Genomic DNA, 22,498 nt, shown 5'->3' with positions numbered 1-22,498 from the left:
GATCAAGCAACAACAGCATTAAAATATTGAATAAGTAAAAGCTCAACAAGAATAACAGTGGCTAAAATAAAGACTTCCTTTTTTTGTCAAAATTGCGGTGTAGAAAGCCCAAAATGGACCGGAAAATGCCCTTCTTGTGGTGAATGGAACACTTTTGTGGAAGAGGTGGTACAGAAAGAAGAAGCGCAAAGAGGAAGCTGGAAAGCAAATAATAAAAGCACTAAAAAGGCCAATCAACCCAAAACCTTGGGAGAAATAACTTTTGAAGAGCAATCCCGCTTGATTACAGGAGATATTGAGCTAGACCGGGTGCTGGGCGGAGGAATCGTTCCCGGATCTTTGGTGCTTATCGGTGGAGAACCGGGCATAGGGAAATCAACATTGATGTTGCAAATCGCACTAATGCTTTCAAAAACCAAGGTGCTGTATGTTTCAGGTGAAGAAAGTGAAACGCAAATCAAAATGCGCAGTGAAAGGATGCAACACCATTCCGATTCTTGTTATGTACTTTCAGAAACCAAAACCCAACAAATTTTTCAGCAAATAGAATTGCTCAAACCGGAACTTCTGGTCATAGACTCCATACAAACACTTCACAGCCAATATGTGGAATCCGCTGCCGGTTCAGTTAGCCAAGTGAGGGAATGTACGGCTGAATTGATGAAATTTGCTAAGGAAACGGGAACCCCTGTCTTTTTAATTGGACATATTACCAAAGATGGTACAATCGCCGGACCTAAGATCCTTGAGCATATGGTAGATACCGTTTTACAATTTGAAGGGGATAGGCATTTAAGTTATAGAATCCTCCGCACCTCTAAAAATAGATTTGGATCTACCAATGAATTGGGCATCTATGAAATGCATGCCAACGGACTTAGGCCTGTTACCAATCCTTCAGAGATATTGATGACCCAAAGGGAAGAGCAATTAAACGGCGTGGCAATTGGCGCCATGTTGGAAGGAAATAGGCCTTTGCTGATTGAGATTCAATCACTTGTCAGCCCGGCCACCTATGGCACTCCTCAGCGGAGCAGTACAGGACATGATGCCAAGAGGTTAAATATGTTGCTGGCAGTATTGGAAAAAAGAGGTGGCATGCGCCTGGGACAGCAAGATGTGTTTTTAAATATTGCCGGTGGCTTGAGGGTGGATGATCCGGGGCTGGATTTGGCTGTTGTGGCTTCTATTATCTCATCCTATGAAGACAAAGCGATCGATCCTAAGATTTGCTTTGCCGGAGAGATTGGCCTAGGTGGTGAAGTAAGAGCCGTCAATAGAATTGAAAACCGAATTGCGGAAGCGGCTAAAATGGGATTTAAAAAAATCATGCTTTCCAGATATGCTATTAAAGGGCTGGAATTAAGCAAATATCCTATTGAAGTGCTTGCTGTAAGTAAATTGGAAGAAATGTACCGACATATATTTTTATAGTCGGTACATGCTATTTCTGTTTTTACTTTATCCTATTTCAACAGATCTAAAGAGGGGATTTTCTTAGATAAAACTTTTTATTCAGGTTTCTTAGCACCAAAAGCTGCAAAGCAGCAATTCTTGTGGAGCACCTCTATACCGGTAAACCCTACTTTATCCATAAGGTTTAGTTGAAAAAGCAAAGATCTTGGGCTGTCCTCTTTTTCTATATAAGCAAATACATCTTTGCGGTATTCGGGACCTTTAAGCTTTTCCAAATAGCTACCATACCAATACCACATCATTTCCTGAATTTCGGGAACATCATGGTGCACCAAATCTGATATCCAAAATGTGCCGCCGGGAGCCAGCAGGTTGAAGATCTTTTTAAAGGTTTTTTCCCAATCCTCTTCTTCTCTAAGGTGATGCAATACTGCTGCAGCCACAATTATATCATATTTCCCTTCTTCCAGCTTTGCCTTTCTTAAGTCTCCTTGGATGGTATTCACCTCCCCCGTTGTTGCCCAAGTCACCCTGTCTTTGGCTTTGTTTAGCATGGGTTTACTTAAATCTAGCAAATCACTGTTAATCTGGGGAAAATTTTCCAAAATCTTAAGACTAAGGTTTCCGGCACCACAGCCAATATCCAATAAATTTTTGGCTTTAGGGTTTGAAACTTTGGTCGCATGTGCTATCAAATTCATACACAATGGGGCATCCATTGTCGCTTGTTGGCCTGTGTCTAAATTGGAAAAACGTTCTACATCTTGATCAAATCTGTCTTTAATTTCCTTTACAGTAGACTTGTGTTTCATGGTCTATTTTTTAGGGTTTATTTTAACTAAACATTCTTGATTTTAGCCATTTATAGCTACAATTACAACATTTTTACAACATTCTACAAATCCAAAAGGAAATAAAAAACTCATAAAACATTGTTTATCAATATTTTATGCATTCGGTTTTTTTATTGAACCAAACGAAAAAAAGAAAAATCTTCTCCTCGGTCTATCTTTACAACTTGACCATTTACTATTGCTATCTTTTTCTCTCCATCCTTTGTCAAATAAAACAATGGAGATTTATCTAACGCAATATTTAAGTCCGGCTCATTTCCTTCGGTAAATACAACTATGGGCAATTGATGGATTTGCTTTTGGCTGGCTTTATTAGTTGCGGCTGCCAAATAACCTTCTCTAAGCAGGTCCAAGGCTCTTTCTTGTGTCAGCTTTTCCATAGGAATAATCTCTGTCCAAATTTTTCCTTTCTCCAAAACCATCCCCCTTGCATCAATTTCTTGGTATCCATGGTAAACCGATAAATCTCCCCAATCCACAATATTACCATTCATTACAATAAGGCTATCAAGATATCGCTCACTACTTTTTATTCCTATGTCGGTAGGATAACTATTGTCACCGGCTACAGTTTCTACATTTCTAATCAACAAGTCCATCAGTTTGGAATCGTTTTCAGGTATCGCTATATACTGTTCCTCTGTGTATTTCAAGTAATTCTCTGTGGCAATACCATATAGGGCATCCAATAATATCATGAAATTTAACTGACGAATGTATTGCTTTTCAGGATCCCCAGGATAAGCCCCCGATTCAATCAATATGGTGCTGGTTCCCCACTTCTGAATATTGTCACCAAAAGCCCTGGGTTCAAAACTGTCGTCATACTTACCTACCTGCCCCGGCACCAGTTGCTGTAACAAGCGGTTCATTCCAACAATTACCTTCATGGCCTTACTTCTTACATTATTCACTTCTCTTGCTTCATTATAAGCTGGAGCTAGAAAACTAATGGTGGCCGGAAGAGAACTTCCCTCCACATTATAATACCTGTTCTGATCGTGAAGGTTGAAACCAAAATCAGGTTCAAAATCATCCCGTGCCCGCTTAAGAATGATACCTTCAGGACTGCTTTGTCTAACTGCATCCCTGTTGATATCAATTTGCTGTGCATTTCTTCTTTTAAATTTTTCTGCTCCATCAGGGTTCAACATGGGAATAAATCGTAGACGTAAATTCTCTCGGATAGCCTGCCGAATAGATTCAAACCCATCTTCCCCTGAACCTTCGAGGAAATTGAATAAATCAAACAGGGCCATTGTTGCTGTACTTTCATTGCCATGCATCTGGGACCAAAGCAAGACTTTGCGTTCTCCTTCACCAAAGCTAAGTGAATGTATGGGTCTACCTTCTATGGATTTACCAAGCACTCTTGTTTCAAATAGCGCATTTCTTTTTGCAATCAGAGGAGCAATAAGCTGATAGCCAAAGCGTCTGTTATCAATTGAGGGTTCTTTGTATTGCGCAAAAGCACTTTCCAGAATTTCAGGATTGATAGGTGCTGTCCTTATCTCTTTTTCTTGGCAACTATAAATGCAAATAGAGAAAAATATAAAAATTACTGGAATTCCTAAGGACGATTTCATTGCTTTACAGAATATTGGTTACCATGTAAATATGGCGAATTTTAATTAATTTCAAGTCCTGATCAGGCAAACAGCCAAGGTGAAAAACATTTAAACCGCTACCATTTTATGAAACTAGAAATTCTTCCTTTTAAATTACCTCTCAAGCATACTTTTACCATTGCTCACCAAAGCAGAGATGTACAAGACACCTTAATTGTTAGATTAAGCTCCGGAGACAAATATGGGTTGGGGGAATCAACAACCAATCCTTTTTATGGTATATCTCTGAAGAATATGCAAGCATGTTTGGAAGAAACTAAAGCCAAACTATCTGCAATAGATGCCATCCATCCGGAAGAATTATGGAAAATCACCAGCCCATTCTTTGAAGGCAATCCATTTGCTCAATGTGCCCTGGACATGGCTGCTTGGGATTTGTATGCCAAACAGCAAGGTAGAAAACTGTTTGAATTGCTTGACCTTGACCCTCAAAACATACCCATAACCAATTTTACCATTGGTATTGCCCCTGTTAGTAAAATGATTGAAAAAATGAAGGAGCAACAATGGCCCCTATATAAGATTAAATTGGGCACTGAGCATGACATGCAAATAATTAGGGAGCTTCGAAAACATACGGATGCAGCTTTTAGAATTGATGCCAACTGTGCTTGGAATGCCGAACAGGCAATTTCTTATTCCCATGAACTCGCAGATTTAAATGTTGAATTTATGGAGCAGCCTCTCGCTAAAGATGACTTTGAAGGTATGAAGAAAGTATACAAAGAGAGTGCTTTACCGGTCATAGCAGATGAAAGCTGTATTACCGAAGCAGATGTTGCAAAATGCTATGGCTTTTTTCATGGCATCAATGTGAAATTGGTCAAGGCTGGAGGAATTACTCCCGGACTTAGAATGCTAAAAGAGGCCAAAGCGCTGAGCATGAAAACAATGGTAGGTTGTATGACGGAGTCATCCGTTGGGATATCGGCCATCGCCCATATTGCCCCCTTACTTGATTATGTGGACATGGACGGAGCCATGCTTTTGTCGAAAGATGTCGCGGATGGAGTTAAAATTTTTGATGACCATATAGCATTTCCTGACAGAAACGGTACAGGAGCCTTATTATTGTAAACCAACAATTTGCCATGAGCTATTCCTACTTTACTGAGCTTCCGGACAGAAAAATTTATTGGGAAGGGAAAGGTTACCTTCATTTTTGTGGCACTTCTTATCTGGGCATGGGAAGCCATCCGAAATTCAGACAACTACTCATTGATAGTATATTGAAGCATGGACCAAATCATGGCTCTAGCCGCAATAGCAATGTACAGTTGCCGGTATATGAAAACTTTGAAGCACATTTTGCTTCAGAAGCAGAAGCAGAGGCTGCAGCCCTACTCAGCAGTGGCTTTATGGCCGGTCAACTTGCCTATAACACTTTAAACCCTATGGTTGATCTCACTTGGACAGCGCCTGACACTCATCCGGCCATCAGTAGTGGAACTTCTTTACCTACAGGGCTGTCACATCAAGAATGGCAACAAAAGTGTATCGCCAAATCCCATGAGTTAATGGGGCAAAAAATTCTTCTTCTTTCCAATGCTGTGAATCCGCTAATTCCTGAAATCCATGATTTTGCTTGGACAAAATTGCTTTCTCCCACCAACAAATACTTTTTACTGATAGATGACAGCCATGCATTTGGGTTGCTTGGCAAAGGTATCTATGGCACTTTTGCTTTATGGAAAAATTTACCGGTTGAGTTAATGGTTTGTGGTTCGCTTGGCAAAGCCCTTGCCTTACCTGCAGGCATTATCCTAGGAAATCAATCCCTTCTACGAATAGTTAGAGAAAATGCAGTTTACCGCACTTCCTCTCCACCTGCCCCCGCATTCCTAAATGCCTTTCTTGAAGGTCAGGATATCTATCTCCAACAACAAAATAACCTAAGTGAACACTTGAGTTATATGTACTCCGCCATAGCTAAGGTAGAAGGTTTTAAGATGTTGCCTCAATATCCAGTTATCTCTTTTGAACCTACATCTTGGGTGGATGAATTACACCAAAAAGGGATTATTGTGTCCTCCTTCCCTTATCCTTCTCCGGACAGCCCACCAATAAATAGAATTATACTTTCCGCCTGGCATTTGCCCACAGATTTGCAAACCCTGGTAAAAGCGATTGAGGGAATGGTTGATGAATAATTGTTAATTTTGGGATAGCGCAAAGAATACTGTATTTTCACTCCTGATGTCGACTGGTGTTAATTAATAATTGTAAATGGTTAATTGTTAATTGTTAATTAAGGATATCGTAAAGGAGATCATTTTGTTATTTTCGATGTTGGGTGTTTCATTAATAATTGATAATTGTTAATTTGGTAATGGTTAATTGTTAATTAAAAGGATAGCGTAAAGGACACAATCTTGTTATTATCGATATCGAGTATTTACATTAACAATTTATAATTAGATCATTAATAATTGTTAATTTGGTAATGGTTAATTGTTAATTAAAAAGAACTTCTTAAAGGACACCGTTTTGTAATTCTCGATACCGGAAGGGTTCATTAATAATTTACATTTGAATAATTGATAATTGTTAATTTTGAAATGGTTAATTGTTAATTAAAAGGATAGCGTAAAGGAGACCATTTTGTTATTACCGATATTGGGTGTTTCATTAATAATTTACATTTGAATAATTGATAATTGTTAATTTGGTAATGGTTAATTGTTAATTAAAAAGAACTTCTTAAAGGGAACCGTTTTGTTATTCTCAATATCAGAAGGGTTCATTGATAATTTACAATTGAATAATTGATAATTGTTAACTTTGTAATGGTTGATTGTTAATTAAAGGGGATCCCCAAAGATGAAAGAGAACATTGTTAAATCCAAGAGTTTTACATTCGCTGTCAAAACAGTTAGGATTTATCAATTTTTGTGTGAACAAAGGAAAGAGTTTATTCTTTCAAAACAGCTTTTAAGAAGTGGCACAATTGTCGGTGCGATGATTCGAGAAAGCGAACATGCTGAGTCCAGAAAAGATTTTATACATAAATTAGCTATTGCCCAAAAAGAAATAAATGAAACCATCTATTGGATCGACCTTCTAAAAGAAACCAATTATCTGAGTGAAGAAAAATATATTAGCATTAATACTGATGCAATAGAACTTATTAAATTAATTACCAGTATAATAAAATCAACGAAAAATAATGGTTGATTGTTAATTTTGGGATAGCGCAAAGAATACTGTATTTTCACTCCTGATGTCGACTGGTGTTAATTAATAATTGTAAATGGTTAATTGTTAATTAAGGATATCGTAAAGGAGACCATTTTGTTATTTTCGATGTTGGGTATTTTCATTAATAATTTATAATTAGATCATTAATAATTGTTAATTGTTAATGATTTGACTTCGTAAAGGAGACCATTTTGTTATTTTCGATATCGGGTGTTTCATTAATAATTTATAATTAAAGAATTAATAATTGTTAATTTGGTAATGGTTAATTGTTAATTAAAAGGATAGCGTAAAGGAGACCATTTTGTTTTTCTCTATATCGGGTATTTAATTAATAATTTATAATTAAAGAATTAATAATTGTTAATTTGGTAATGGTTAATTGTTAATTATGGGGAGGTCGTAGAGGACACAATTTTGTTATTATCGATATCGAGTATTTACATTAACAATTTATAATTAGACCATTAATAATTGTTGATTGTTAATTGTTAATTAAAAGGATAGCGTTAAGGAGACCATTTTGTTATTTTCGATATCGAGTATTTACATTAATAATTTATAATTAGATCATTAATAATTAAATAATTATAGATTTTCAACAAGATCATATTTCTCTAAATATTCCTTGGGGGTAGTGTGCCATTCAGAGAGTCTGCTTACTTCAGTATCCAAGCAATGGAAATAAAGATCGTAAAGCAAATTACTTACCTGCCCTGGAAGTCTATATTTTTCCTGGCCTCCATCTCGGTATGTTTCCCAATTTGCCGCTTCTTTTTCCTTAATAATTTCCAGCATAGCAAAGGTCACCGGTAATCGGGCAGACTTTACACGCCGAAGTTGTTCCGGACTTCTCCTTACCGCATTCTCCGCCTTGTCGAAAAGCAGGTTGTATTTTGATAATAATTCCGGGTTAAGAAAGCTATCTGTTTCTTGCTTTGGGTTACCGAAAATAGACATTTTTCGTCCTGTATAACCTTGGTTGTTATCATGGAGGAGATCACTATAATTCTTTAGGTAAGGTGCTGCTTTGCCATAATAAGCCTTCCAGAACCCCTCCATTTCCTTGGCAACATCCAAATCAGGATCCCACAGCAATTTGGCCAAAAGGTAAGCCCTTATTTCAGCAGATTCACCGCCGGACTGAATATTTCCCTGAGCAAATACTGCACTCACATTATTATTCCTAAGAAAAGAAATATTGGGTTGTAAAGTCCTAAGATTCGGAAATGGAGCCAGCAAATTGGCAAATTGAATATTATAATCCCAAACCAAGATATTGTCTGTAATCTTACCCCAGCCTTTCAAGTCATTGCTGAAATCCGGATCTCCTGACTCCATAGGTTCATTCCTTGTGCTCTCTATGCTACACAACATGATGTTGACATTTTCTCTGGGAACAATATCCTTTGGTGGCACCCTGGTATATTGGTAAGCCAAGGTAGAGATGATTTTGTCGGGGAAGCGCTCTGCAACTTTATTGACAAAGGTCAACATGGATCCCATCCCAAGGGCAGGGTATTCGCCACTATGGGTGGCATACATTTTTTCCTCCGGAGCATAAGCTGCATACTTGGCATCTAATGCGGCACAATGTTCACATTGACAATAATTTACATTGTCGTTTTGACTCACAGACCAATAAAGTGCATCGGGTTTCTCGTCTATGGCTTTTTGAAGGTTTTCGCAAACAATCTCTAGAACATCCGGATTGGTGAGACAGAGTTGAGATTCGGGTTGCACACTCTTGCCATCCCAAGACGGCACCAATCCGGGATGTCTTTTACCATCATAATAGCTAAAATATTCAGGGTGGCTATCACCATATTTTTCCGGGTTAAGAAAGTTATGAAAAGTATGCACCCAGTGGCCCCATTCTGCAGGATCCTCCCCCCGCTTGGTATGGGAATGCAACTTGTGCCAAGCCATAAATTTAGGATCATAGGCATGATGATAAAAAACCTCCCTAAAGGAGAAATCAGGAACTTGAAGATCTACTATTGGGGGAAGTTTAATGGTTTTTTGTTGGGGAATAACTTCAAAAGTTGAAGTGTATTTTTTACAGGCCAGGTATTTTTCCAGAAAAGTATAAACTGCATATTCCACCCCTTTTTTTGGTCCACCGGTCAGTACCAACTGCTTGCCATTGTTTCCGATATAAATTCCATCTTTCCCCATTTTGTCATAGGGCAAAAGAGCAGTTTCTGCTCGACTAACTTTACCAACCAGGATTTCATTCCTTCCGGGTAATCCCAAGTCCCGCTTTACCGGCAATTTTGCACCGGAAATTTCAAACAAATAGTGTTGCAGTACCTTGGCTCCCTTAATTTCCTCTAGGGTAGGTTGCACTGGAATAATGATGGTAAAATCAGATTTTCGGTTTTTGACCAAGGTTAGTTCCTGTGCCAGGCCGGTGGTGAAGAAAGAAATTGCAAATAAAAGTCCAATCAATGTTTTCATAGGAAACTTGGGGCTAATTACCGAATAGAATACAATGAAATATACAACAGAGGAATGAAAAAATTGAATTTTACCTAAAAAAATAAATAGCTACCCTAAAAGAACAGGCACAATACTTGATACTAAATTGTTAAGTTAAACCTAAAAGCAAATAATCCATGTACAAACCGATATTGATTCCACTTGTTTCCCTCCTATTTTTTATTGCTATTCCGCTTAAAGCTCAAATTACGATTGATGCGGAAACAGGGCTGGCTTTTCCGGGTTATAATGATGTGCGCATCCCCAATGCTGCAGGGACTTTGTTCAGTTTTGAAGATGATTTTGAAGCTGAAGGGCCTGTTATCCCTTTTAGGGTAAGGCTTGGGTATACCTTTAAAGAGAAAAACCATATTTATGCATTGTATGCCCCGCTAGGAATAAATTACAATGGTACAGCAAACAAAGACATTAACTTTCAATCAAGTGTTTTCACCCAAGGGGAAGCTTTGGATGGCTATTACAAATTTATCAGTTATAGACTGACTTATCGCCGAGACATTATCTCTTCAGGAAACTGGCTTGTAGGAGTAGGCTTCACCGCCAAGATCAGGGATGCTCAGGTCCGCTTGGCCAACGAACAAGGGCTGGAGGATAAAAAGGATGATTTGGGTTTTGTTCCACTTTTGCACCTATATACTGCCTATGACTTGGGTAATGACCACCTAATTTATTTTGAAGGGGATGGTCTTGCAGGAGGCCCGGGAAGGGCTTTCGATTTATTCTTAGGGACCAAACTCCCTATCACAGATCATTTGGCCGTAAAAGCCGGCTACCGATATTTGGAAGGGGGAGCAGATGTAGATGAAGTCTACAATTTCACTTTGGTACAGTTTGCCGTAGCAGGTTTAATTATTCAGTTATAATAGTCTTAGAAATCATTTCATTCAACTTCACCTGCTTGTTGGGTTTGTTTTTCATACAAGGCAGCATAGGTCCCTTTGGCAGCCATTAAATCCGCATGTTTCCCTTGTTCTACAATCTCGCCATCATCCAGCACCAGAATTTGATCTGCAAGCTTTGCTGAGGACACCCTATGGGAAATGATAATGGAAGTTCTATTTTTCATTATCTTTTCCAAAGCATTTAAAATAGCGTTTTCTGTTTTGGTATCTACTGCAGAAAGGCAATCATCCAGCAATAGTATTTTAGGAGATTTTACAATGGCCCTGGCAATGGAAACCCTTTGTTTCTGCCCTCCTGACAAAGTGATGCCTCTCTCGCCAAGTCGGGTTTCGAAGCCCTGAGGGAACTCGATGATGTTTTCATAAACATCCGCATCTTTTGCTGCCTGCTCGATTTGCTCCATATCAAGTGATTTGCCCAGACCAAAACCAATATTATTAGATATAGAGTCACTAAATAAAAATACATCTTGAGGTACATAACCTATTTGTTCTCTCAAGCAAGCAATATCATAGCGCTTTATATTCAAGCCATCTAGAAGAATTTCCCCTTCATCAGCATCATACAAACGCATCAAGAGATTGGCTACCGTGGATTTTCCTGAGCCTGTGGTTCCTATAATGGCCAACGATTTACCAGCCTTAATCTCAAAACTTATATCATTCAATGCTCTAATGCCAGAATCCGGATAAACAAATGTGAGATTTTTTACTTTTATATGTCCTTCTATCTCTTTTACTAGATTATCAGTACTTAAAATATCATTTTTCTCATCCAGAAATTCATTGATTCTTGCTTGTGAAGCAGCTGCCCTTTGCACGATACTTGTCACCCAACCTAAGGAGGTCACCGGCCAAGTCAACATATTGACATAAAGAATAAACTCTGCAATAACACCATAACCTATGGCTCCTTCTATCACCTGTATCCCGCCAACATAAACTGTTATAATGGTGCTCAGTCCTATCAATGCCATGATCAATGGAAAGAAAAGAGACTGGACCTTAGTGAGAGAAATAGATTTGGTTTTATAATCTTCGCTGGCTTTTTGGAATTGATTGGCACTGTCCTTTTCCCTCACAAATGATTTGATCACCCGAATGCCAGAAAAAGCTTCCTGAACAAAAGTGCTGAGTCCCGACAAGCTCCGCTGAATCTTTTCCGAACGCTTATTGATCATGTTATTGACCAAATAAATACTTATTGACAATACAGGTAAAGGCAACAAGGAGTAGAGGGTAAGGGGTACATTAACTGTAAGCATATAACCAATTACCATAGGAAACAACACAATCAAATTGATTCCATACATCAAGGCGGGGCCTAAATACATCCGCACTTTTGAAACGTCCTCTGTAATTCTGGCCATCAGATCCCCCGTGCTATTTTGTCTAAAAAAACTTAAGGGCAGGGATTGATAGTGTGCATAAATCTCATTTTTCATATCATATTCTATCAACCTAGACATCGCGATGATGGTTTGGCGGATAAGAAAGAGAAAAAGGCCTCTAAGAAGGGCCATGGCTAAAATGAGGATGCCAAAGATAAAAATGTACATTAAAAATTCTGACCGCGCCAGCTCACGTACAACTCCCCCCTCATGGTATAACTGATAATAACTAAAACTTTCCACCACAAAATCGATGGCAATCCCCACCAGTCTAGCCGGAATTATTACAAAAAAGTTTGAAATAAATGTAAAAACGATACCCAACAAGAGGTATAGCTTATATTTGAATAGATACTTATTTAATCTCCAAAGGGGCTTCACAAAATAAAAGACTTTTTAAACCACAATATCTTTTACAATATTATGTTATATTGCAAATGAAAGGCAGGTGAAATACATAAAATTCTGTACACACTTGTTTTTTAACTGAACTCAAATATAACATATTATAAACATCAAAGTTCAATGGAGGCTACCAAAACAGAGGAAAAACCCAAGATAAATGAAATCTATACTCAGATAGAGGAAATGGAGCATGAGCAGTTGGTCATTTGCTATGACAAGCCAACCGGACTCAAAGCAATAATAGCGATACACAATACGGTACTTGGCCCATCCCTGGGCGGAACCAGGATGTGGCATTATACCAATGAATCAGATGCGATAAAGGATGTATTGAGGCTTTCTCGAGGAATGACCTTTAAGGCATCCATTTCCGGATTAAATATAGGCGGAGGAAAAGCAGTTCTAATAGGTGATCCCTCCCTGAAATCGGAAGCTTATCTTAGGCGATTTGGACGGTTTATTGAAAGTTTGGGAGGTCGCTACACTACTGCAGAAGACATGAATACCCACACGGCTGACATGGAATACATTGCCATGGAAACCAAACATGTGACGGGCTTGCCTGAAAGTAAAGGTGGCGGAGGGGACCCATCTCCTGTCACGGCCTATGGCACCTACCTGGGAATGAAGGCGGCCGCCAAAAAAGCCTATGGGAATGATTCTCTTGAAGGCAAAAAAATATTAATCCAAGGTGCCGGTCAAGTAGGCAAACATTTGGCGGAACATTTAAGTAAAGAAAATGCCGTTTTGATGGTCGCCGATATTAATTCAGAAAAGGCGGCAAAGGTGGCAGCTGCAACCAAGGCAAAGGTGGTGAAAGCCACTGCTATACATGAAATCCCAATGGACATATTTGCCCCTTGTGCCATGGGAGGACAACTGAATGATACAAGCATCACCCAATTCACCTGCGATATAGTAGCAGGCGCAGCCAATAATCAGTTGGAAGATGAAAAGAGACATGGGCAAATGCTTTTGGATCACGGCATACTCTATGCACCAGATTTTCTAATCAATGCCGGTGGATTGATGAATGTCTATCAAGAGTTTCGAGGCAATTACTCAAAGACCTTGGCTTTGGAAAAAGCAGAAAAGATTTATGGAACCTGTTTAGAGGTATTTAATCTTGCTACTTCAAGAGGAATTTCTCCGCATGAGGCAGCTCTTCAAAAAGCAGTAAAAAGAATACAGGATATCGGACAATTAAAAATGTCATGGTAAGTACATTCTTTTTTACTGCATGAAAGATCAAATATTTGTCCTTTGCAGGTACATTTACTAATTTGCAGGAAAATTAGTTTTGGCGAGGAATGGATGCTTCTGTCCTGCCTGTCAATAAACACTTATCACGTTCTTTAATTTCAGTTAATGTTAAATAGGAGAATCCTCAGAGTAAAAGCATTTCAAACGTTATATGCTTTTCAACAGTGTAAGCATTCCAATGCAAATCTGGCACAAGACTTCATAAAAGAAGCTTTTTTGCCAGATCTTAATTCTATGGAAGTTCAAGACAGGGGTTTGCTTAAAAAGGAAGCAGGTCGATGTATTGAAGTTTTTACCAAAAACATAGATAAGGTTCAATTATCATTGGACAAGAGTGACAATGAAAAGGTAAAAGAAACAGCAGTGAAAGCCATTAGCTTTTATAATAAGAGCAACAAGAAGGATCAAGAGTTTTTACGAACCAATATGTTGGCAGCTGTAGAAAATATTCCTGCATTGTATTTATTTGCCATTAGCATGTTGGTCGGTTTTGGGGAACATGTACGGAAGGAGAAGGTCAAAAAGAGAAAATTTGAAGACCAACCTGTTGTTCAGCAAGATTCAGCCTACAATCTTGGTTCCAACAAGGTATTGGGAATAATAGAGCAAAATCATTCATTCAAAAAGGAATGTCTTAGATTTGAAGTAGATATCGAGGAATTGGAGTTGGAGATCAAGGAATGGTACAGAGAACTGGTGAAGCCACATGAAGACTACCAGAAATACATGACCATAGAAAATCCAAGCATCGAAGATGACAAAGAGATTTTACTGGCTATTCTAAAAAAGATTATTTTTAAAAAAGAGGCTATATTAAGTTTCTTTCAGGACAAGGACTTGAATTGGACTGAAAACAAATCCATTGTCAGAAGTTTGTCTTCCAAAGTATTGAAGACCATTACAGGCACTGAGGATGAGTCCGATGAAATTCTTCCTGAATTGGCATTAAACTGGGAAGAGGATAAAGAATTCTTTCAAGAAATTTATAACCTCACGGTAGCTTCAGAGAAGGAGTACAGTGAATTAATTGCCACTACAACCAAAAACTGGGATGTAGAGCGGATTGCTTTAACTGATAGAGTAATACTAATAATGGCTTTGTCAGAAATGGTGAATTTCTCAAGTATCCCTACAAAGGTATCCATTAATGAGTACATAGATATTTCTAAAACCTACAGTACTCCAAAAAGTAAACAGTTTGTGAATGGACTTTTGGATACTTTATCAAAAGAATTAACCGAAATCGGAAAAATACGTAAGAGTGGTAGAGGTCTTATAGATAATAAATAAAACATAAAATGGGTAAAAAAAGTAATTCAATATTCGCATTTGCTCTAGGAGCAGGATTGGGTGCTACGCTAGGGGTACTTTTTGCCCCTGATGCAGGAAATAATACGCGAGATAAATTATCCTACAGGTTAGCAAAATATCGCAATGAATTGGAAGACCTAATCAATGAGATGGTAGATGAAAAACACCTGCCTGATAATATTGCAAGATCTGAAGGAGACAAAGTCATTACAGAAGCAAAATCCAAAGCAGAGAATTTGCTAAACGATGTCAATAAACTTATAGATCAAATCAACAACGACAACAATAAAAATTAAAACAGTCTATTTATGAAGTATTCTAATCTTTCAGTGTGGCTATTGGGCCTCACACTGATAATGGCGGGAGCCTGTGGTGAAAAGGGAAGTGGAAATGATGATAAAATACAGGAACTTGAGCAAAAGATTTCTCAACTTGAACAAAATCAGGTAGTCACTCCATCTACAGCACAAAATGTACAGCCTGCAGACCCTGCCACGGTGGGAGCCTTTGGTTTTGAAGAAGAAATCTTTGATTTTGGCACCATTGACGAGGGAAAAGTAGTTGAGCACGTTTTCAAGTTTAAAAATGAGGGGCAAGTGCCTTTGATTATTTCCAACATCCAGGCTTCTTGCGGCTGTACTAGTCCTGAATGGTCAAAAGAACCAGTTAAGCCGGGTGATGAAGGTTTTATTAAAGTTGTATTTAACTCTAGAGGAAAATCCGGTGTTCAGAGTCCAACGGTTACGATACAAGCCAACACTTCACCAAGTGTCACAAGGTTAAGACTAAAAGGAACAGTAAATAGATCAACAGGAACATCAACCACGCCTAGTGCAGGTCCAGTAAAAAGATAAAAATGTATAATTCAATATTACTTCAAATAGACGGTGCTGCAGGTAGTGGCATCATGGGTCAGGTATTTCTTTTTGGTAGTATCATTCTGATCATGTATTTCTTCATGATCAGACCACAACAAAAAAAGCAAAAAGAGACCACCAAATTTATCTCCGAAATTAAAAAGGGAGAACAGGTAGTCACCGTAGGTGGAATCCATGGTAAAGTATATGCCGTAGAAGGAGACATTGTAACCATCGAATTGGACAAAGGAATGAAAATACGGGTGGAGAAATCTGCTTTGTCTCTAGATTACACAAAAAAATTATCCAGTGAAAAATAATTTCCTGTACACTTGAGTACATTTAGTAACTATTTCCGGAAATTTAGACCAGATAAAACTTCCAATTTGAAGGTGGTAGTATTGTGCGTTGTCACTGCTACCACCTTTTGGTTACTCAATGCCTTAAATAAAGACAATTATACCACCATAGTTAACCAGCCTATATCCATTGATTATGATGAGGAGGAATACATGGCGGTGAAACCTTTGCCACAGGTAATTAAAATAGAGATCAACGGAAATGGTTGGGATCTCTTAAAAAAGCATTTAAATATAAGCCAGAACCCACTGGAAATCTCTCTGGACGACCCCTCACACCAACCTTACCTAGTTACAGAACAAATTAGCCAACAAATGGCTGAACATATTTCTACCACCAATTTGGTGCGAATTACCCAAGACACCTTATTTTTTAATATCGATAAGATTGTATCTAAGAAAATTAAAATAATTCCTGATACATTAGCCAACACCCTTGCAGAAAACTATGATTATGCCTCACCTATAGTGGTAGACCCTGAATTTGTAACTGTGAAGGGACCAATCTCTGTCATCGAACAACTCGATGGCAAACTAATGGTACAACTAGGAGAGAATAATATCAAGAATCATTATTCCAAATTATTGCCTTTGGAACTGGATAAAACCAAAAGAAACTTTCTACAGTTAGATGAAGAAACTGTACAAATAAGCTTTCAGGTAGTCGCTTATATCGAGAAAACACTAGAATTAAGCATTGATCAATTGTATTTTCCCAGCAATGTGAGCACCAACGGTGAGGCAAATTCCGTGAGCGCTCAACTTTTGGTAGACGAAAGAAAGCAAAACGAGCTGGAATCGCTGAACCTCAAAGCAATTTTAAATTATAACAATAGAAATAGGGAAGATAGCTCCATAGCTGTGACTTTAAATGTAAATCCCCCCTATATCCGGGACCTATCTTTCACACCAAAGAGTTTTGATTTGGTATATGAATAAGAAGAAAACTTTGCTGGTTGGGATTAGCGGTGGAATAGGCGCCGGAAAAACCTTGATTTCAAAAATATTTTCCCTTCTCAACATCCCAAATTACAATGCTGATGAACGGGCCAAATGGCTTATGGTTAATCACCAAACCTTGAAAAACAATATAGTTAAGGAGTTTGGCGAGGAATCCTATGACAAAGATGGAGGGTTGAATCGTAGATACTTAGCAAATATCGTTTTCTCTGACCCCGAAAAGACTTCTCGGATCAATGAACTGGTTCATCCAGCAGTTGGAGAAGACTTTATGCAATGGGCAGATAGCCAGCACACAGTATATGTTTTGAAGGAAGCAGCTTTATTGTTCGAAACAGGCTCTTATAAATCGCTGGATTATACAATTCATGTTACTGCCTCGGAATCCATCCGAATAGATAGGGTCAAGTCAAGAGATCCCCAACGCAGCACAGATCAAATTAGACAAATAATTCAAAAACAATTTACTGACAAGGAAAAAAATAAGCTGGCTGATTTTTTGGTTACCAATGATGAATCAATTCTGGTAATCCCTCAAGTCATAAAAATCCATGAGCAATTGCTCCGCATGGTCAATTAAATTTCACTCAGGCTAATTTGATCCAAGTAGAATTTCATTCGCGAATGACTATGGTTTAAAAAATCGATTTTATCAATTCGGTCCTGCTTGTGGTTATAAAAAACCTCAATGTATTCATTCCCCAGTAGGTACAAGTTTACTTTATGGGTATAGTACCGAATGGCCACCACAAAGGTGCCTTCTGTGTACAGCTTTTGTGTTTTCTTTTGGATACTCAGCCTGTTAAAGTCCTCTTTACTCATCGAATGCTTTGTTAAAGTGATTATATTAGGCTTTTGGGTGAAATGCTAAGCAATAAGGGGAGACTACTGTTTACTGATGAATAAAATTAAAAAATTTAATCAAAAATTGCATCCTTAGAGCAAAGTAATTTGATTGAATTAAACTAACTTAACATTTTTAAACTCAAATAGTGCCATAGGTTTTCCTGCTTCAAAAAGCCGGATTTGATCCGCACATTTAAAAAAACAGTACAAATGAGCTCCAGCAGGTTAAAACTGAAACCGAAAAAGATACAATTGGACAAGATTAAAGGGATTGGAAAACAGCAAAATAAATTAGGATAAAACAGTAATAGGGTAATAGAGCTTGTCATCTTTCCCTACAGTATAGGGGCAGTGGACATTAGGCTTTATCCTACTATAAGGTAACATATTTCATTTATGACAGGAAAGCATAACAAATACGCTTATTTATTTTTCATTTTTGGTTTAGTACTTCTACTCAATAGTTCTTGCTCTTCCAGCCGAAAAATTCGGCAGCAAAATATTCAACAAGTCATTAACACAGCAAAATCTTATCAAGGCACTCCTTATAGGTATGGAGGCAATACCCGATCGGGGATGGATTGTTCGGCTTTGGTTTACCTTTCCTTCCAAAGTGTGGGAGTAAAACTTCCACGAGTATCCGCCGAACAGAGCAAAATTGGGAAAAGGATATCAAGAAGTAAATTAAAAAAAGGGGATGTGATCTTTTTTGCTACCGGGAGGAGGAGAAATAAAGTAACCCATGCAGGAATTGTCTTGGAAAAGAGAATGGGAAAGACCTATTTTATCCATGCTTCCACTTCCTTGGGAGTAACAGAAGACAATTTACAATCCAAATATTGGTCGAAAAGGTGGGTAAGGGCGAGAAGAATTTTTTAGTCAGGCGACTAAAATCCGCAAAAAGAGGCTAAAAACAATAATTAAGTTAATAGTAATATAAAAATTTGGATCAAACTTTATTAATTTTTAAAACATCCTTTGGTATTCAGCAATATTAACTAATTTTGCACTCGAATTAAAAAGTATTGTTCCAATTCATCTTAAAATATAACAATGGCGAATACTGGTAAGATAACTCAGGTAATTGGTCCTGTTGTGGATGTTTCCTTTGAGGGAAGTAAACTGCCTAATATCCTTGATGCACTAGAAATCACAAAAGAGAATGGCCAGAGGGTTGTTCTTGAAGTACAACAACACCTAGGTGAAGGCCGGGTAAGAACCATTGCTATGGACTCTTCGGAGGGTATGGTAAGGGGTATGGAGGTAAGAGACCTCGGTACACCTATATCAGTACCTACCGGTGACAATATCAAAGGAAGGTTATTTAACGTGGTAGGAGAAGCCATTGATGGATTGCCACAACCTGAATCTCAAGAAAGGCTACCTATCCATAGGTCAGCACCAAAATTTGAAGACCTGTCTACTTCTACAGAAGTATTGTATACAGGGATTAAAGTAATTGATTTGATCGAACCTTATGCAAAAGGTGGTAAAATCGGTTTGTTTGGAGGAGCAGGTGTTGGTAAAACAGTACTGATCCAAGAACTGATCAACAACATTGCGAAAGCCTATTCAGGTCTTTCTGTATTTGCAGGAGTTGGAGAAAGAACTAGGGAAGGAAATGACCTGCTTAGAGAAATGATCGAATCTGGAATCGTAACCTATGGTGATGATTTCGTTGAATCATTGGAAAATGAAGGTGGTTGGGATCTATCCAAAGTGGATCTAAACAAACTTAAAGATTCCAAAGCAACTTTCGTCTTCGGACAAATGAACGAACCTCCAGGGGCTCGTGCAAGAGTAGCACTAACTGGACTTACACTCGCTGAATATTACCGTGATGGTGAAGGAGATGGTGCAGGTAAAGATATCCTATTCTTTATTGATAATATTTTCCGTTTTACCCAAGCAGGATCTGAAGTATCTGCACTTTTGGGAAGGATGCCATCTGCGGTAGGTTACCAACCTACACTAGCCACCGAAATGGGTGCAATGCAGGAGCGTATTACTTCAACTAAAAACGGCTCCATTACTTCTGTACAAGCGGTATATGTACCTGCTGATGATTTGACGGATCCGGCGCCGGCAACAACCTTTGCCCACCTTGATGCGCAAACTGTACTTTCAAGAAAAATTGCAGAGCTAGGAATTTACCCGGCAGTAGATCCTTTGGATTCTACTTCCAGAATTCTTGAACCATCTGTAGTAGGTGATGAACATTATAACTGTGCCACCAATATTAAGGAGCTTCTACAGCGCTACAAAGAACTACAAGATATCATTGCCATCTTGGGTATGGAAGAGCTTTCTGAAGAAGATAAAATGGTCGTTCACCGTGCCAGAAGGGTACAAAGATTCCTTTCTCAGCCTTTCCACGTTGCCGAGCAATTCACAGGCCTTAAAGGTGTATTGGTAGATATCAAAGATACCATCAAAGGATTCAACATGATCATGGATGGAGAGTTGGATCACTTGCCTGAATCAGCATTCAACCTTGTAGGTAGCATTGAAGATGCAATTGCCAAAGGTGAGAAAATGTTAGCAGAAGAAAAATAATAGCAATTTATTAGGGTAGTACGGAAAGTACTACCCTTTAATAAAATAAATCATGCATTTAGAGATCATTACACCGGACCAAAAAGTATTTGAAGGAGAAGTGTCAGAAGCCACCTTTCCCGGAGCCGATGGTTCCTTTCAAGTATTGAAAAACCACGCTGCTTTAATTTCTGCCCTTGAAAAAGGTGCAGTTTCTTACACCACCACCGAAGGACAAAAGTCATTGGTGGTAGATGGAGGAGTAGTGGAGGTTAATGACAATAAAATTATTGTATTGGCTGAAAAGGTAGTGGATTGATTTACATCTTTTCTCGAAAAAATAAAAAGGGTTCTGAAATTAAATTTTCAGAACCCTTTTTATTTAACGGGCTTTGCCCTATTTTCCTTTCTTCTATTTCCCTAAAGATTCCAGGGCTGATTTAACAGAGCCTTTGTCCATCAATAAGGCCTTGGCCTCCTCATAATTACTCATTGCTGCACGCTCCATAAGCATCTTCACACTTCTATCAACAATCTTGTCATTGATCAATAAGACGTTAACCATTTTATTGTCTTCTACCCTACCCATACGAATCATACAAGTAGTTGAAATCATATCAAAAATCATTTTCTGTGCAGTACCACACTTCATTCGGGTACTTCCGGAGACAAATTCCGGTCCTGTGAGTACTTCTACAGGGTAATCTGCATTTTCAGCTATAGGTGAATCAGGATTACTCACTATACAACCTGTAAGAACGCCATTGGCTCTACAAGACTTTAATGCTCCCAAAACAAATGGAGTCGTACCACTTGCAGAGATCCCCAAGACAAAATCTTTTTCAGATACCTCATACGCTTCCAAGGCCTCCCAGCCGGCTTCTGGATCATCTTCTTTTTCCTCTCTTGCCTCAATCAAACGATCCACTCCCCCAGCTAAAATAACGTTTACCTTTCCTTTTGGTATCCCATAAGTTGTAGGCAATTCAATTGCGTCCAGCACAGAAAGTCGTCCACCACTACCGGCACCTAAATAAAATAAGCGCCCTCCATTTTCAAGCTTAGCTACAATATGCTGTATCAAAAGATTGATTTTTGGTAAAACTTCTTCTATGGCTAGAGCCACTTTCTTGTCTTCATTGTTAATATTCGCAGTCAACTCCTCTATGGACATTTTCTCTAAATGTCTGTACAAGGAGGGTTGTTCTGTTATTTTTGTCATTTTATATCAGTTTAAATAAGTTCACAAGAAAATTTTTAAATAGCAGGATTTTTAGGAGCTTTTTGTTTGTGGGTATCCGCACCTCCAAAGTTATCCCTCACACAGTCTAAGTCTTCATTTAATCGCTGTGTAAATAAAGCAAAATCAGAACTATGAACCACCATATTTACCCCCTCCTTTATCCAGAAAATTTGTCTTTCAATGGTTTCAGAAAAATGAATGCCTACCATCAATCCCAACTTTCTACTAGTTTGGATGATCTGCCTAACAGCTTTTATAAAATCAGGATGATCATAAGCTTCAGGAATTCCCATACTTACTGACAAATCATGTGGACCTATAAATACACCATCAAGACCTTTCAAAGATAATAATTCATCCAATTGCTGCAATGCAGGAATACTTTCAATATTTACAATACTTAGGTGTCCTAGGTTATAATTGGCCAAATAATTCCCCAACTCAGGGGGTACTTTTTCTCTGCCCTCTAAGTAAAGATTTAATTTTTCCCCCTTTAATGGTCTGAATTTGGTTGCTCCTATTAATACCTGAACGTCTTGAACGGATTCTACATATGGAATTACTACCCCTGTTGCGCCGGCATCGATGGCCTGGCAAATCAAATGATGATCAGCTTTATAAACCCTTACGATTGGAACAATCCCTCTACCTTTATAAGCATCACATAAAGTTGCTAGGTCTTTTCGGGAAAGAGAAATATGTTCGGTATCAATAAAAACAAAATCCAGACCGGAAGATGCCAAAGCTTTAGGCCACAAGGGATTGTTGGATGTAACACAGGTGCCAAGCACCAATTTTCCGGATTGAATTTTATCTTTAAAGCTCATC

At 38.4% G+C, this 22,498-nt stretch carries 22 protein-coding genes; 15 read left to right on the top strand and 7 right to left on the bottom strand.

Annotated features, from left to right (window positions below; translation table 11 throughout):
* Positions 1 to 57 precede the first annotated feature (57 nt).
* Positions 58 to 1,434: a DNA repair protein RadA gene (gene radA / locus Q4534_RS15525; protein ID WP_303614060.1), complete on the top strand. Its 1,377-nt coding sequence runs from the start codon at positions 58 to 60 to the stop codon at positions 1,432 to 1,434.
* A gap of 77 nt (positions 1,435 to 1,511) precedes the next feature.
* On the opposite strand, the gene Q4534_RS15520 is transcribed toward radA, so the two are convergent.
* Together Q4534_RS15520 and Q4534_RS15515 are read right to left on the bottom strand one after the other, a co-directional pair.
* A complete protein-coding gene (locus tag Q4534_RS15520) occupies positions 1,512 to 2,228 on the bottom strand; it encodes a class I SAM-dependent methyltransferase (protein ID WP_303614059.1) in 717 nt (238 codons plus the stop codon).
* Between the two features lie 152 nt (positions 2,229 to 2,380).
* Positions 2,381 to 3,856 (bottom strand): M14 metallopeptidase family protein, encoded by a 1,476-nt coding sequence (locus Q4534_RS15515; RefSeq protein WP_303614058.1) that lies wholly within the window; start codon positions 3,854 to 3,856, stop codon positions 2,381 to 2,383.
* A 108-nt stretch (positions 3,857 to 3,964) separates the two neighbouring features.
* On the opposite strand from Q4534_RS15515, the gene Q4534_RS15510 reads away from it, so the two are divergent.
* The 3 genes from Q4534_RS15510 (at position 3,965) to Q4534_RS15500 (ending at position 7,072) form a co-directional block, all read left to right on the top strand.
* Positions 3,965 to 4,975 (top strand): dipeptide epimerase, encoded by a 1,011-nt coding sequence (locus Q4534_RS15510; RefSeq protein ID WP_303614057.1) that lies wholly within the window; start codon positions 3,965 to 3,967, stop codon positions 4,973 to 4,975.
* Positions 4,976 to 4,989: 14 nt separating this feature from the next.
* Positions 4,990 to 6,048 carry an aminotransferase class I/II-fold pyridoxal phosphate-dependent enzyme gene (locus tag Q4534_RS15505; protein WP_303614056.1) on the top strand — a complete coding sequence of 353 codons (1,059 nt, stop codon included), beginning with the start codon at positions 4,990 to 4,992 and terminating at the stop codon, positions 6,046 to 6,048.
* A gap of 670 nt (positions 6,049 to 6,718) precedes the next feature.
* Entirely contained in the window at positions 6,719 to 7,072 is a 354-nt protein-coding gene (locus Q4534_RS15500) for a four helix bundle protein (protein ID WP_303614055.1), read from the top strand.
* Positions 7,073 to 7,684: 612 nt separating this feature from the next.
* Here Q4534_RS15500 and Q4534_RS15495 read toward each other — a convergent pair.
* Complete coding sequence (locus Q4534_RS15495; RefSeq protein ID WP_303614054.1) at positions 7,685 to 9,556, bottom strand: DUF4838 domain-containing protein; 1,872 nt, start codon at positions 9,554 to 9,556, stop codon at positions 7,685 to 7,687.
* A 158-nt stretch (positions 9,557 to 9,714) separates the two neighbouring features.
* On the opposite strand from Q4534_RS15495, the gene Q4534_RS15490 reads away from it, so the two are divergent.
* A complete protein-coding gene (locus Q4534_RS15490; RefSeq protein ID WP_303614053.1) occupies positions 9,715 to 10,461 on the top strand; it encodes a hypothetical protein in 747 nt (248 codons plus the stop codon).
* A gap of 17 nt (positions 10,462 to 10,478) precedes the next feature.
* Here Q4534_RS15490 and Q4534_RS15485 read toward each other — a convergent pair whose 3' ends face one another.
* Positions 10,479 to 12,272, bottom strand: coding sequence for an ABC transporter ATP-binding protein (locus tag Q4534_RS15485; protein WP_303614052.1), 1,794 nt, complete (start codon positions 12,270 to 12,272; stop codon positions 10,479 to 10,481).
* 144 nt (positions 12,273 to 12,416) lie between these two features.
* On the opposite strand from Q4534_RS15485, the gene Q4534_RS15480 reads away from it, so the two are divergent.
* The 7 genes from Q4534_RS15480 (at position 12,417) to coaE (ending at position 17,626) form a co-directional block, all read left to right on the top strand.
* The gene (locus tag Q4534_RS15480; protein WP_303614051.1) at positions 12,417 to 13,517 is read left to right on the top strand and encodes a Glu/Leu/Phe/Val dehydrogenase; all 1,101 of its coding nucleotides are present in this window, start codon (positions 12,417 to 12,419) and stop codon (positions 13,515 to 13,517) included.
* A 147-nt stretch (positions 13,518 to 13,664) separates the two neighbouring features.
* Entirely contained in the window at positions 13,665 to 14,849 is a 1,185-nt protein-coding gene (gene nusB / locus Q4534_RS15475; RefSeq protein WP_303614050.1) for a transcription antitermination factor NusB, read from the top strand.
* An 8-nt stretch (positions 14,850 to 14,857) separates the two neighbouring features.
* A complete protein-coding gene (locus Q4534_RS15470) occupies positions 14,858 to 15,166 on the top strand; it encodes a YtxH domain-containing protein (protein WP_303614049.1) in 309 nt (102 codons plus the stop codon).
* A 12-nt stretch (positions 15,167 to 15,178) separates the two neighbouring features.
* Positions 15,179 to 15,724 (top strand): DUF1573 domain-containing protein, encoded by a 546-nt coding sequence (locus tag Q4534_RS15465; protein WP_303614048.1) that lies wholly within the window; start codon positions 15,179 to 15,181, stop codon positions 15,722 to 15,724.
* Positions 15,725 to 15,726: 2 nt separating this feature from the next.
* Positions 15,727 to 16,047, top strand: coding sequence for a preprotein translocase subunit YajC (gene yajC / locus Q4534_RS15460; protein WP_014020117.1), 321 nt, complete (start codon positions 15,727 to 15,729; stop codon positions 16,045 to 16,047).
* 72 nt (positions 16,048 to 16,119) lie between these two features.
* The gene (locus Q4534_RS15455; protein WP_303614156.1) at positions 16,120 to 17,025 is read left to right on the top strand and encodes a YbbR-like domain-containing protein; all 906 of its coding nucleotides are present in this window, start codon (positions 16,120 to 16,122) and stop codon (positions 17,023 to 17,025) included.
* Positions 17,018 to 17,626: a dephospho-CoA kinase gene (gene coaE / locus Q4534_RS15450; protein ID WP_303614047.1), complete on the top strand. Its 609-nt coding sequence runs from the start codon at positions 17,018 to 17,020 to the stop codon at positions 17,624 to 17,626. Before Q4534_RS15455 ends, coaE begins: the two co-directional genes overlap by 8 nt.
* Here the strand turns inward: coaE and Q4534_RS15445 are convergent.
* Positions 17,623 to 17,868 (bottom strand): hypothetical protein, encoded by a 246-nt coding sequence (locus tag Q4534_RS15445; RefSeq protein ID WP_303614046.1) that lies wholly within the window; start codon positions 17,866 to 17,868, stop codon positions 17,623 to 17,625. The two genes, coaE and Q4534_RS15445, sit on opposite strands and share 4 nt — an antisense overlap.
* A gap of 420 nt (positions 17,869 to 18,288) precedes the next feature.
* On the opposite strand from Q4534_RS15445, the gene Q4534_RS15440 reads away from it, so the two are divergent.
* The 3 genes from Q4534_RS15440 (at position 18,289) to atpC (ending at position 20,746) form a co-directional block, all read left to right on the top strand.
* Complete coding sequence (locus Q4534_RS15440; RefSeq protein ID WP_303614045.1) at positions 18,289 to 18,771, top strand: C40 family peptidase; 483 nt, start codon at positions 18,289 to 18,291, stop codon at positions 18,769 to 18,771.
* A 174-nt stretch (positions 18,772 to 18,945) separates the two neighbouring features.
* Entirely contained in the window at positions 18,946 to 20,448 is a 1,503-nt protein-coding gene (gene atpD / locus Q4534_RS15435) for a F0F1 ATP synthase subunit beta (RefSeq protein ID WP_303614044.1), read from the top strand.
* Between the two features lie 52 nt (positions 20,449 to 20,500).
* A complete protein-coding gene (gene atpC / locus Q4534_RS15430; protein WP_303614043.1) occupies positions 20,501 to 20,746 on the top strand; it encodes an ATP synthase F1 subunit epsilon in 246 nt (81 codons plus the stop codon).
* Positions 20,747 to 20,839: 93 nt separating this feature from the next.
* On the opposite strand, the gene Q4534_RS15425 is transcribed toward atpC, so the two are convergent.
* Together Q4534_RS15425 and Q4534_RS15420 are read right to left on the bottom strand one after the other, a co-directional pair.
* Positions 20,840 to 21,649, bottom strand: a complete 810-nt coding sequence (locus tag Q4534_RS15425; protein WP_303614042.1) for an N-acetylmuramic acid 6-phosphate etherase — start codon at positions 21,647 to 21,649, stop codon at positions 20,840 to 20,842.
* 35 nt (positions 21,650 to 21,684) lie between these two features.
* Positions 21,685 to 22,497 (bottom strand): HpcH/HpaI aldolase/citrate lyase family protein, encoded by an 813-nt coding sequence (locus Q4534_RS15420; protein WP_303614041.1) that lies wholly within the window; start codon positions 22,495 to 22,497, stop codon positions 21,685 to 21,687.
* Position 22,498: the final 1 nt, after the last annotated feature.

Source organism: Cyclobacterium sp. 1_MG-2023 (genome assembly GCF_030546805.1).
Taxonomy (GTDB): Bacteria; Bacteroidota; Bacteroidia; order Cytophagales; family Cyclobacteriaceae; genus Cyclobacterium.
This window is presented reverse-complemented; position numbering and strand designations above follow the sequence as displayed.